Raw genomic sequence first — 12517 nt, 5'->3', positions numbered from 1 at the left:
AGTACATTAGAGATGTAATGCACTATGTTTACAATATACGGAAGAGATTTCTTTTTGTCAATAGTTTTTTCTTTATTTTCTGATCAATGGGCAATAGCCTGCATTTAAACAAGCGGTTACGGTCCGCTCTACCGCTGCTCCCAGGAACTTGTCGCTCCGCTGAGAATAACACTGATTCAGCATTCGGTACCTGCCAGCCAATTCACCCCACCTTCATCTTCTGCACTGATGATCCGTAGTGTTCTGCTTGCTTTATGATGCATACCCCATTTTCGCCGAACTACTCACTTTTTCAACACTCGATGATAGATTGGCAGCATTTCTTCGATAGGGAATGGCGATCCATGAATCATAATTCAATATTTCTCAGATTTATATTCAGAAAGTCTTTATAAACTCAGGCGCTTTTCTTAATTTGTTTGTTTTAAAATTATAGTCATTAACAAATAAAGGATGGAAAAACGATGCAAAGAATGACCTTATGGCTTAATTCTGTTTTAAAAGTACTTTTTAGCATTATTATTATGGGTTCGATCTATACCTACATAACCTCAGGTATGTATCAGCAATCCCCCATAGCCCTTATCTTGCTTGGGATTTGGAGCGGATTGGGATTTTTGTTTTATAAGCTCAGGTCCAAACTCAATTTTAAAGTGCTTTTCACCGCCATCTTCCTCATAAACCTGGGTCTTCGAATTTTATGGTTTTTAAATATCGACAGTCTGCCGGTCTCTGATTTCGGCATGATGTTTTATAACGGCAGTCAGTTTATCCAAGGCCATACGGACATGTTTAAGGGGATCAGTTATTTTGCCCGCTTTCCCCACATGTCACTGACGGTAATGTACTTCGGCCTGATCCAATACCTGTTTGCGGATGCTCTCACAATGAGCCGTGTGATCAATATCGGCCTTTCACTGCTCAATATTGTTTTACTTTATTTTATCGCCCGGCAATTATTCCGCGACAGGCATAAAAGTCTGGGGGTCATGCTGCTGGCCGGAATCTACCCGCCCATGATCTACTACAACAATGTTTTTGCCTCAGAAAACCTGGCCCTGCCCTTATTACTGCTGAGTGTTCTTTTTTATCTTCAAGGAGTTAATGACCAAAAAATAATCCCCTTCCTTGGTTCCGGTTTATGTTTGAGCCTTGCCCATTTATTCCGGCCCCTCCTCTATGTCGTTCTCGTGGCTTACGTGCTTTACGCTTTGATCTATTATCAAAATCATATCCGGGTAAAACTTAAGGCTGTGCTCAGTGTTGTCCTAGCCTCCCTTTTACCCTTTGTGCTCATCAGCCTGCTCTTGGTGCGAATGGACATTACCCAGTACCCCTTGTGGCATGGTACGGAACCTTTAACGGTTTCCATGCTTAAAGGGACCAACATTTCCTCCGGCGGCGGCTGGAATCAAGCAGACGCTTCCGTGTTTAGTCAATTCAACGGGGATTATGAGGCTGTTAACCAAGAATGCCAAAGACTTATTAAACAAAGGTTCACAGAAACCCCACCCGGCGCCTGGCTTAAATTTTACCTGCTAAAATACAGCAGCCAGTGGAGCTCCGGCGATTTCGGCGGCGCCTATTGGGCGGAAGCCGGACGTACGGACTTCAAGTCCCAGACCCTATTTGCCCAAGGTATCCACCGGGAAAACAAAATGGTCGTCTCCATGCTTTCCCAGGGCTTTCTTTTCCATCAGCTGGTCTGGATCGTCCTCTTGATGTTGTCCCTGAGGGGATTATTTCGTCAAGAAAGGTCTGCCGGCCAAAGCCTGCAGCTTTTGTATATCCTTTTTGCCGGGTTTGCCCTCTTCTATTTAATTACGGAATCCCAATCACGATACGGTTATATTGCCTGTTGGATCTTTCCGATTTTGGCCCTGACTTCTTTTAGGGGATCAGATGAGCAAAAAGAAGCTGGTGATAAACTATGCTAACTGTAAAAATCAAAATGATTTTAAAAGCCATGCGGGTCCATCACTATCTGAAAAACCTGTTAATATTTTTACCTTTGCTCTTCAGCGGAAACCTGTTCCATGGGACAATGCTTCTCAATACTATGGTTGGCTTTATCGCTTTCAGCCTGGCGGCATCGGCTATCTATATTATCAACGACCTTCGTGATGTGGAAAGCGATAGGCTGCATGAGCTTAAATCAAAAAGGCCGATTGCTTCCGGCAATGTTTCCCTAGGGACGGCGAAAGCATTGACCTTTATTCTGGTCATCCTATCCTTGCTTTTTAACTACCTGGCCTGCGGGACTAAGGCCTTCGGCTGGATCATCCTTATAACCTATGTCTTCCTCAATATACTGTACAGCCTAGGACTGAAAAACATTCCTCTCCTGGATATTATAATTTTAGTCTCCGGCTTTTTGTTAAGGGTTGTCTATGGTTCCGCCCTTACTGCGGTGATCATATCAAATTGGCTCTATTTAACCGTTATTTCCTTGTCCTTCTATCTGGCCCTGGGAAAACGGAGAAATGAAATCAAAAACCATGGTAATATCCGCAAAGTATCTCAGTACTACAATCAAAATTTTCTTGATCGGAATATGTATGTCTGTTTAGGCTTAACCATCGCTTTTTACGCCCTGTGGTGTGTCGACCCGGTGACTATGGCCATGCATTCCACAAATAATATGATCTGGACCGTCATGCCGGTTCTGATCATTTGCATGAAATACAGCCTGCAAGTGGAAGGAGATTCCCAGGGTGATCCCGTTGATGTCCTGCTTGGGGACAAAACCTTGATCGGCCTCGTGATTTCCTACGCCCTCCTGATGTTTATCATTATCTATTATCCTTCCCTTCATCTGCCGGCAGCTATGATTTTTTTAATGTAAGGATCTGAAGAAACAATGAATGTTTATGACTTCGATAAGACCATTTACGACGGCGACAGTACCCTGGATTTCTATGTCTATTGCTTAAAAAAACACCCAAGAACCGCCTGTTATCTCCCCTCTCAGTTGGCTTCAGCCCTGTTATATGGATTGGGCGTGCACAGCAAAGTGCGCTTTAAGGAAATCTTTTATTCCTTTCTCCGGTCTCTGCAGGACATTGACGGAATCATCGCTGGATTTTGGGCCTCTCATGCCGGTAAAATCAAGGATTGGTACCTGAAGCAGAGAGCTGACAGTGATGTGGTCATCTCCGCGTCACCGGAGTTTTTACTTAAGCCCCTTGGCGAAAAACTGGGGATAACTATTCTGGCCTCAAAGGTCAATAAAGCCACCGGTCTTTATGAAGGGGATAATTGTTACGGGACAGCGAAAGTCCAACGTCTGCAGGATGAAATCAAGGATTGGGCAATTGATGAATTTTATTCAGATTCCCTCTCCGATGCCCCCCTGGCCCTGCTGGCGGAGCGGAGCTTTCTTGTTGAGGGTGATGAGCTTATCCCCTGGTCGGACTATCAGCCAGCGGGGTTCAAGAAAGCCAAGGGGTTATTGTTCAGCAAAGAGTTGATTGGCTTTCTGATCATCGGTACCCTCAATGCCCTCCACGGGGTCTTATTCGCTTACTTGTTTTCCCTGCTCTTTAATGTCAATACCGCTTTTATTGCCGGCTATTTGCTGAGCCTCAGCCTATCCTATCTGCTGAACAGCTGCCTGACATTTAAAGAAGCCCTGTCCTGGCCTAAATATATTAAATTCTGTTTTTCCTACCTGCCGAATTTTTTAATTCAAAACCTGATTGTGCTGATCTTTTTTAACTTCTGCGGTCTGCCTAAAGTCCTTGTTTATTTCCTTGCCGCCATCATCGGGGTTCCCATAACCTTTATTCTAATCAGGAAATTTGCTTTCAGATCGAATATAGCAGCCTCTTAAGCAACTCCTTGCCCATAATGTGGTATACTTGGACGTATGGACCAGACGATAGGAGGAAAAACCCGGTATGGAGAGTTACAGGATACTTATAGCCGATGACGAAGATGATATCCGGGACTTACTGGAGATCTATCTGAAAAGCGAAGGCTTTGAAGTCGCCACAGCTGTTGACGGTTATGATGCCTTACAAATACTTGAAGCACGTGATTTTGATTTGATCATTCTGGATATCATGATGCCGAGACTGGATGGCATACAAACCTGCATCAAAATCAGACAAGCTAAAGGCATCCCCATTATCATGTTATCCGCCAAAAGTGAGGACATGGATAAAATCCTGGGCTTAAACACAGGTGCCGACGACTACGTCACCAAGCCCTTTAATCCTTTGGAGGTAGTGGCCCGAGTGAAATCCCAGCTGAGACGCTATACCCGGCTCAATGATTATATGCCCAAATCCCAGGATGAAATTATCATCGGAGGGCTGCTGATTAATACCGCCAGCCACCAAGTCAAAGTGGACGGCAAGGATATCAAGCTGACGCCAACGGAATTTTCCATCCTGGAGGTGCTGGCCCGGAACAAAGGCAGGGTCTTAAGCATTGAAAACATCTATGAAGACGTTTGGAAGGAACCTTTCTACGAATCGGAAAACACGGTTGCCGTTCATATCCGCAATATCAGAGAAAAAATCGAAATTAATCCGAAAGAACCACGCTACGTTAAGGTCGTTTGGGGGGTAGGCTATAAAATTGATCACAATCCGTAAAATTGACCCTGCCGGGATTGTAAGACGGTTGATTATCTGTCTGGGTTTAGCCCTTGCAGCTTATGGAACGGTGTATACAGCCTACAATTATGTATATGATTGGTCTACTAAAGCAACCATTGCCTCCGCGCTTGTTTTCGTTATCTCTTTGATTGTTACAAGCAACTTGAAATCAACCATTCGGAAAGGAATCCTCGGACTTATCATTTCCAGTATTGTCTATCTTGCTGAATACTATCTGACCTTTGACTTATGGACGTCCTTAGGTACAGCCGTCTCCATCTTTCTGATAATTATGGCCTTTACCGGCAGATACAAAAAGTTTGAACATTCTATCCTGACATCCTGTCTGGTAATTAAAGGGATCTGCCAGCGCAGTGTCGGTATGGAACTTTTTGTCTTTAATTTATTAAGCCTCCTGGGAGGAGCTGTCATATTCTGCATTCTTGTTTATACTTGGCCCTACTATCTGATACTGGCGGGTATCCTTGGTGTTATCTCCTTCCTGATCATCAATAGTCTGCTTGTCAGAAACAAGCTGAACTATTTCAAGGAAATTACCGACGGAATCGCGGAAATATCCAAAGGCAATCTCGATTACCGGGTCACGGTCAAAGGCGAGGATGAATTCAGAACCCTCGCTCAAAGCATAAACCATATGTCCGAACAATTAATTAACAAGATTGAAGATGAAAGGCGGGCCGAACGGACTAAAAATGAACTGATCACCAATGTCTCCCATGATTTGAAGACTCCGCTCACCACCATCATCGGCTATCTTACTCTGCTTAACGACAAAAAATATGAAAGCCAGGACATCCTGGCTGAATACGTGGGCAAAGCTTACACTAAGTCGTTGAAACTAAAAAAACTCATTGAGGATTTATTTGAGTACACCAAACTCTCCAATGGCATTATTCAAGCCAACAAATTAACCATTGATCTCATTGCGCTGCTGGAGCAGCAAATGGGCGAAATCTCTGTCCTGGCCAAGCAAAATAGCCTGAGTTTTGTCAAAAGGTTTTCTCACCCCAGTATCATGGTCAATGTGGACTCAGATTTGATCGCCAGAGTATTCGAAAACGTTTTTTCCAATGCCATCAAATACAGCTATAAGGATTTGCCTGGGGAAATCCTTGTCACTGTCACTAAGGAAACAAATCACGTCCAGATCAGCGTAGAAAATCAAGGCAATACCATCCCCACCGAACTTCTTCCCCTTTTGTTCGATCGGTTTTTCCGAGCTGATCAGTCCAGAAATTCAAGGACATCCGGCTCAGGACTGGGCCTGGCCATCGCTAAAAGTATTATCGATCTTCATGACGGTGAAATCTATGCTGAATCAGAAGCCAATAAAATAAGAGTCTGCCTTGTTTTATTTATTGCGTAACGGCAAAACCTGCAAAGGGCGGTTACATTCCATTTCCAATCACGAATTCTACGATCCGCGGCAAGTTTAGTGGATTGTGAAGCCAAAAAAGAACGGCATCCGTAGGAGCGCCAGGAAAAATCCGTCCCCCATTATTTGTAGCCTTTCCATATATGAACCGGTTGCATATTTTACAATCTATGGATATAATATTAAATAAGGACTGACGTGTTGAGAGCACGCCAGCCCGGCAAGATTGCCTAACCGAACGGTTAGCCGGCTTACATGTTATTAAGAAATAACCGCAAACCTTGCCAGGGGCGGTTATTTCTTCTTCATGATCATCACAATGAGTGTCGCAAATGCAATCATGAGATACATTGTCTCAACCATTGAGATCATCTTACCACCCCCTTTCGAAAAGGGTGTGGCTAACCGTCCCTCGACAACCGTTATAACTATTATAACATAATCTTCCAGGTAAAAACAGGAAACTTATTCTGACTATTACGGGATTCAGGCCGTCTCTAAACGAGGCGGCCTGATTAATAATCACGGCAACTTCTTCTCAAAGTAAAGCTCCGGTAAAACAATTCTCATGCAATATGAGCAAAGCTTTTGACAGCGTCAGTGCTTTTATTGATGATCTGAATACTTAGAATCAGGTACCCTTTAGTGCCCCCAGAACTTATGCTTTCTGATAGTATAAATAGTATAAAAAACTGACATTGTCAGTTTTCCGAATCCCTTGAGATTAAGCAGCACTTCTGTACTTATTTAATTAAACTTAATATGCCGATAATAGAAACTCTTCTTAGCGACCTCGTATTCCTCTGTATCGAAACTACCCTTATCCAGTTCTATCCCCACAATATTCATAATCGTACCTCTAAGCATTTTGAGATCATTTGTGATGATATCAAACACCATAAAAGTATCAATATTAATATAGTCATGCACTACCCGATTCCTGAAGCTTTTTATCAACGACCAATCTACATCCGAATATATCTGTTTAAGCTCTTTGCTGATTTTTCCAACATTCTCACCGATGTTTGTCAAAAGATTCAAAGTGGCGTTGAAATTCATCTGTTCGTTCTTTTCGAAGAAGTCTTCAGCACCGGCACAATCTGCGGAATACAGTATGATTTTCTCAATACATTCAAGTATATTGAGCAGATACATGAGGTCGTTCTTAAGGCTCGGTAACATAGATAATCTCCTTTCTTGCTCTATGCAGCACGATGGGATTGGCATACCTTTCAATTACAATATCTATGTGCTTATTTGTAAGTTTCTTGAGCTCATCTCTAAACACTGACAGTGATCGGTAATCAACATTGTCTTCAATGAGGATATCTATGTCATTAGACATTTCTCCTCTTGCCATAGAACCGAATACTCCTAATTTGCTCAATTTGAATTTCTTAAATAGATTATTTTGAACCATAATACTTTCTAATTCAGATATTTGATGATTTTGCTCAGACATTCAGATCACATCCTCTTGTCATTATCTAAGACTTTTTTGTTTAATACTTTTGGCTAATTAATAAACTAAACTATTAACCCGGCATTTTCCCATCTCCAATTATTGGTATTCTCAGCATAGCATGGGGAAATTGTCCCGTCAATGTGCTTTTCTTACCACAATCAACGTGCAAGTATACTTCATTCTCATGATCCTCCCATGTAGATTAGTTCTGATTAATAATCACGGCAACTTCTTCTCAAAGTAAAGCTCCGGTAAAACAATTCTCACCTCAACCTCAGTGTTTTCTTTCTTCCAGTAGACAATAAACCGTATCTTGGCGGTTTTCGGCACATAATTCTTCTGCCTCATCCCCTCGATTTGCTGTAAAAATTGCCGGGAGAATTTGAGAACTGCCTGGCCTTTGGTATTATAGCAGCCCTTCCCGTCAACACCGAGGAATTCCCCGCTCTGCAGATCCTTAACCAGATGCCGGCAGTAGAGAAAAAAATCCAACTGAACGTCCCGATGGGATAATTGCATCACCAATTCCTGAGGCGGAAGATAGGTTTGAGAATCAACAACCACTTGCATAGCCTCAGCTTTGATAAAATTCAAATAGTTCCCGTTATCATAAAGGGTCAAATTATTCCTGGCCCTGGTCAGAGCTACATAAAGCTGGCGTTTGGCCTCCTGGGTTCCCGGGTCAAAGTGGTCCAGCATCAGAAAGACATTGTCAAACTCACGGCCTTTGGCCTTATGAATAGTGGACACAAAGACCGTTTCCATATTTTCGCCGCTAAAATCCTCCAGCGCGGACTCGCGGATAAAGATCTCCAGGTCCGATTTGTACTTATACTTGAGATTCACCGCCTCAAAATCCTTAATCAAATTCAGACAACTCTCCAAATTCAAGCTGCCCCTAAACCGCTCCGCCAGTTTCCTCTTGGCAGTTTCCCAAAGATCATCACGGATGATATACACATCCTCCGTCAAATTCAGGCGGCTGAGGAAATAGCGGATTTCCAGCAGGTTATAGAGGTTAAACCCCTCATTGGACTGGATCAGCTTAGCCTGCCTGCCTTTCTTCATAAGCAGTCCGGCAATCTGTAACGCTTCTTCATTCCTTTTCGTCAAAACACAGGTGCTGCCGGTCAGCCCCTGGGCCAGGAGGTCCTCGACTAAGGGCATCAGCAAATACCGGCTGCCATAGCAGAGCCGCTTAATCCTGCCGTGGTCACTCTTAACGGCCATAATCGGCGTGTGCTTTAAGCGGTTGGGCAGGCGCGTTAAAAACTGATTGGCAAAATCGACGAGATTACCCTTGCTCCTGTAGTTTTCCACCAGTTCAACCAGCACAGCCCCATGTTCGGTGATCAGGCTCTCCATATATTTAGAACTGGCCCCCCTGAATTCAAAAATATTCTGGTCGTCATCGCCAACGGCAATGATCCGCATCCCCTCGTTCTCTTCCATCAAGGCCTTGACTAAGGCAAACTCATGGGCATCCATGTCCTGGGCTTCATCAATCACCAAGACGGTTTTCGTGATCCGGCCCGGTTCGACCTGGCCGTTCTTGATCCGCTTAATCGCTTCCTGAATGACATTCCCCGACTTTTCCAGGGAGCCGACTCTGCCCAATAAGTCAAAGCAATAGGAATGAAAGGTCTTGATCTCAATATAGTTGGCCGCATTGCCGATCAGCTTTAACAAACGCTTCTTAAATTCCGTCGCCGCCGATCTGGAAAAGGTCACCATCAGCAATTGCTCGTGCTTGACATCTTCCATTAACAGCAGTGAGGCCAGCTTATGCACCAGAATCCGCGTCTTGCCGCTTCCCGGTCCGGCGGCGACGACCATGATCCTGGATTCCTTATCCTTGATGATCTTCAGTTGGGTCGGGGACAATTCGCCAAAGAGCTGTTTGAACTTGGCAGGGGTAATATTGCGTTGGATTTCGTCCTGACGGCTGCCCGGAAAATACCGCTGCAGAAAGGAGGTGTAATTCAGCTTAAAATAATCGTCCACAAATTGGAGGGCCTCTTGATAGTTCCTGATCATTTTCCGGGCATATTCGCCAACAATATGGATTTGCTGGACTTTATTCCGGTAATACTCCTCCAGCCTCTGGTAGTCCTCTAATTTGTAGCGCTTTTTGTTGTCCTGCTCCAGACGTTCAATGGTCAGCCCATTATAAACCACCATAAAGCCGCCCTCGATCTTCAGGGCTTCGATTCTGGAAAGATAGAAAAGGGCGTCCTCAATCTCCGCCGTCGTCGCGCCGGTCTGAAAAAGGGTGGAGCGCCGGGCATATTGATCCTTCAGTTCCAAAACCGAAAAAGCTACCGGCACTTCCTCCCGGCTGCTTTCATCCGCAGCAGGGTCTGCCTGGCTTCGATCATAAAGCACATCCAAAATAAAGCGGGCAATCTCATTGCGTTTTTCCAGCTTAGCCGCCAAGGTCTCTCTGTCAAACAGCGCCAAGACGGCCAGATGGTTTTTAGAATGGGGCGTTGTCTGCCGCTTGATCCAGTTTTTGATTGCCCAGAGATTGAGAATGGTTTTGAGCTTACTGGGCGAAACCTCTGCACAGTCCGCCCCTTCCGCCTGCTCATTTAGCTCCTTGAGATGAATGATTTTTTCCTCATCGCCGATGATGGTGAGGAGAAATTTTTCGATTTGCCCATAGGTCTTCAGAATACTCAAAGAATTCTTCCTGCTATCCTTTTTCTTAATAAAGGCATTCAGGTCTTTAGCATCCGCTAAAATCTTTTCTTCCCGCAAAAGATTGACAATCCGGATGACGTCCTCCTTCACAATCCCCAAATGATCCGAGATATAATCGATCCTTGCTTCCGCCACTTCATCCCCGGAGCGTCCTTTGCTTTTACTGGAGATCAGTTTCTTGATAATCCGTGCGGCCTGTTCCTTTTGCTTATCACTAAAACGGGAGGAACGGTCAATCTTCTGAATAGCCTCTTCAGCATTTCGGGCCAGAATGCTGTTGGCGTAGAGTTTCGGGCTATTCTGGCCCCTTTTCAGATAGCCGGCATTTTCCAAAGCGGCAATGGCCGTGGTCACTCGGGTGCCGATGTCCATGATACTGTCATCCCAACCGGCCTTGCGGGCAATTTCCAAGGTGGATTGAGACACCTGTTTCCGGGATCTGGTGAGATCTTTCACCGCTTTCCAGACCTGCTGAATTTCCTGTATACTCAGCTTGGTCTGGTTCAGCATCACAAAATGCTTGCTCAGGTCATCGTCATTAAACAGCACACAACAGGCGGCGGAAATTCTTTCGTCCCGTCCTGCCCTGCCCGCTTCCTGAACGTAATTCTCCAGAGAATCGGAGATGTCGTAATGGATGACCAAGCCCACATCTTTCTTATCCACCCCCATGCCAAAAGCCGAGGTGGCGACCATGATCTGAAGTTCTCCCCCCATAAAGGCATCCTGATTTTCGCTTTTCTCCTGTTTGTCCATCTGACCATGGTAGGCTCCGGCCACATAACCGTCCTGGTTTAAGCGCTGGGCCAACCCCTCTGCTTTGCGGGTCCGCGATACATAGACGATGGTCGGACAGTTCTTTTCTTCAATCATGTTTCTCAGAGTATTGTACTTGTCCTCCTCATCCTGCTTCTCGAAGACCTCATAATGCAGATTGCTTCTGGAGGCATTGGAGCTGAAGACTTCCAGTTCCAGAGCTAACTTTTCCTTAAAATAGTCCCGGATGTCCGCGATCACCTTCTGCTTGGCTGTGGCCGTAAAACAGGAAACAGGAATCCCTTCCCCAAGGCTTTTCATTTCCTGATAATATTTGATAAAGTCCCCGATATATAAATAGTCCACCCGGAAATCCTGGCCCCAGGAGGAAAAACAGTGGGCTTCGTCGATGACGAAACGGACCACATTTCTGCCTAACAGCAAGCGTTCAATGGTCTTGGAACGTAAAGACTCCGGCGAGATATACAGAATGGAGGCCGAACCATTTTCCACCCGCTCCAAAGCTTTGGCCCGTTCGATGGGGTCCAGCAAACCGTTAATCGTCACCGCATCTGTGATATTCAGTTTTTCCAGGTTATCCACCTGGTCTTTCATCAAGGACTGCAAAGGAGAAATGACGACGGTCAGCCCCTTGGTACTGACCCCGCTCATTAAGGCCGGCACTTGAAAAGTAATGGACTTGCCGCCCCCGGTAGGAAAGACGGCTAAAAGAGATTTGTTGTCAACCGCGGCTTGAACGGCCTGCTCCTGTAAAGGTTCCCCGGCATAGGTCCGATAATGATCAAAGCCAAAGAAACGCTTCAGCCCTTGCTGAACGTCCAGGGCCTGATCGCAATACTCACAGCCGGTCAGGCAGGGGCTGCTTCTCAATAAAAACATAATCCGTTCTACTGCCGGATAGCTCTTCAAAACCCAGGGCGGCGTGATGGAATAGCGGTTATCCGTATGGATTAAGGCCAGACAGTAGGCCAGTTCGACGGGATAGTCCCCGATTATCCGGGCCAGGTCACTGTTGGCACAGATTTGAGAATGAAACTTTTCACGAATTGCTTTTTCGAGATGGATATTGTCTCCTTGATAGCCCAAGAAATGAAAGAAGGAGACAAACTCCTTTTGCTCTCTCAGGAGCTGATAAAAGATCTGTTTTAAACCGTCATCCGCCTGCTGAAAAGCCGCAATCTCATCAAAGAAAAGGTCTTTGACCTTGATGGCGTCATTCAGGGGATTGTTGGTGTCTTCTGTTTGCAGCTTATCGTCCTTGACCAGCTTATGATAAGGTTTGGCCGGAAAAAGCAGCGGGGAAAGAAACAGGGTGTCAATAATCTCCGGATCCTCAAGACCGGCAGCAATGAGGGCCCGGCGAATGTATTGCAAATCATGCTTGATTATATTATGGCCGCAAACATAGTCCGACCCCTGAAGAAACTTAGCGAAGTCAACCAGAGAATTGGAGTGGAAGGAACCGCCGTCACCCTTGACACCGCCGATGTCCAGCACTTTGCCACTTTTCGGTTCAATTTCTGTATCGATAAAGACGATGGGTTTCAGGGTCGTTTCCTCCTTTGTTCTCAC

8 protein-coding genes are annotated in these 12517 nt (G+C 45.1%); 5 read left to right on the top strand and 3 right to left on the bottom strand.

The annotated features are described in order from the left end of the window. Positions 1 to 464: 464 nt before the first annotated feature. The 5 genes from DESYODRAFT_RS12055 (at position 465) to DESYODRAFT_RS12035 (ending at position 5991) form a co-directional block, all read left to right on the top strand. Entirely contained in the window at positions 465 to 1937 is a 1473-nt protein-coding gene (locus DESYODRAFT_RS12055) for a glycosyltransferase family 39 protein (RefSeq protein WP_007783322.1), read from the top strand. Next, positions 1931 to 2845 (top strand): UbiA prenyltransferase family protein, encoded by a 915-nt coding sequence (locus DESYODRAFT_RS12050; RefSeq protein ID WP_007783320.1) that lies wholly within the window; start codon positions 1931 to 1933, stop codon positions 2843 to 2845. The genes DESYODRAFT_RS12055 and DESYODRAFT_RS12050 overlap by 7 nt, the downstream gene beginning before the upstream one ends. 15 nt (positions 2846 to 2860) lie before the next feature. Then, on the top strand, positions 2861 to 3832 hold the full coding sequence (locus DESYODRAFT_RS29780) for a haloacid dehalogenase-like hydrolase (protein ID WP_007783318.1): 972 nt from the start codon (positions 2861 to 2863) through the stop codon (positions 3830 to 3832). Positions 3833 to 3899: 67 nt separating this feature from the next. Beyond that, positions 3900 to 4601: a response regulator transcription factor gene (locus DESYODRAFT_RS12040; protein WP_007783316.1), complete on the top strand. Its 702-nt coding sequence runs from the start codon at positions 3900 to 3902 to the stop codon at positions 4599 to 4601. Next, positions 4585 to 5991, top strand: coding sequence for a sensor histidine kinase (locus DESYODRAFT_RS12035; RefSeq protein WP_007783315.1), 1407 nt, complete (start codon positions 4585 to 4587; stop codon positions 5989 to 5991). The genes DESYODRAFT_RS12040 and DESYODRAFT_RS12035 overlap by 17 nt, the downstream gene beginning before the upstream one ends. Before the next feature lie 756 nt (positions 5992 to 6747). On the opposite strand, the gene DESYODRAFT_RS12030 is transcribed toward DESYODRAFT_RS12035, so the two are convergent. The 3 genes from DESYODRAFT_RS12030 to DESYODRAFT_RS12020 all read right to left on the bottom strand — a co-directional run bounded on the left by DESYODRAFT_RS12030 (position 6748) and on the right by DESYODRAFT_RS12020 (position 12517). Next, positions 6748 to 7182, bottom strand: coding sequence for a HepT-like ribonuclease domain-containing protein (locus tag DESYODRAFT_RS12030; protein ID WP_007783314.1), 435 nt, complete (start codon positions 7180 to 7182; stop codon positions 6748 to 6750). Further along, positions 7166 to 7462 (bottom strand): nucleotidyltransferase family protein, encoded by a 297-nt coding sequence (locus DESYODRAFT_RS12025; protein ID WP_007783313.1) that lies wholly within the window; start codon positions 7460 to 7462, stop codon positions 7166 to 7168. Before DESYODRAFT_RS12025 ends, DESYODRAFT_RS12030 begins: the two co-directional genes overlap by 17 nt. A 222-nt stretch (positions 7463 to 7684) precedes the next feature. Then, positions 7685 to 12517 (bottom strand): RecQ family ATP-dependent DNA helicase, encoded by a 4833-nt coding sequence (locus DESYODRAFT_RS12020; protein WP_007783312.1) that lies wholly within the window; start codon positions 12515 to 12517, stop codon positions 7685 to 7687.

The sequence above is a fragment of the Desulfosporosinus youngiae DSM 17734 genome (assembly GCF_000244895.1).
Classification (GTDB): Bacteria; Bacillota; Desulfitobacteriia; order Desulfitobacteriales; family Desulfitobacteriaceae; genus Desulfosporosinus; species Desulfosporosinus youngiae.
The sequence above is the reverse complement of the archived record's forward strand: the minus strand, read 5'-3'. Positions and strand labels throughout refer to the sequence as shown.

Bases quoted from the DNA above. Each gene is read 5' to 3' on its own strand.
- DESYODRAFT_RS12040 (WP_007783316.1), top strand. From the start codon at position 3,900: ATGGAGAGTTACAGGATACTTATAGCCGATGACGAAGATGATATCCGG.
- DESYODRAFT_RS12025 (WP_007783313.1), bottom strand. From the start codon at position 7,462: ATGTCTGAGCAAAATCATCAAATATCTGAATTAGAAAGTATTATGGTT.
- DESYODRAFT_RS12050 (WP_007783320.1), top strand. From the start codon at position 1,931: ATGCTAACTGTAAAAATCAAAATGATTTTAAAAGCCATGCGGGTCCAT.
- DESYODRAFT_RS12030 (WP_007783314.1), bottom strand. From the start codon at position 7,182: ATGTTACCGAGCCTTAAGAACGACCTCATGTATCTGCTCAATATACTT.
- DESYODRAFT_RS29780 (WP_007783318.1), top strand. From the start codon at position 2,861: ATGAATGTTTATGACTTCGATAAGACCATTTACGACGGCGACAGTACC.
- DESYODRAFT_RS12055 (WP_007783322.1), top strand. From the start codon at position 465: ATGCAAAGAATGACCTTATGGCTTAATTCTGTTTTAAAAGTACTTTTT.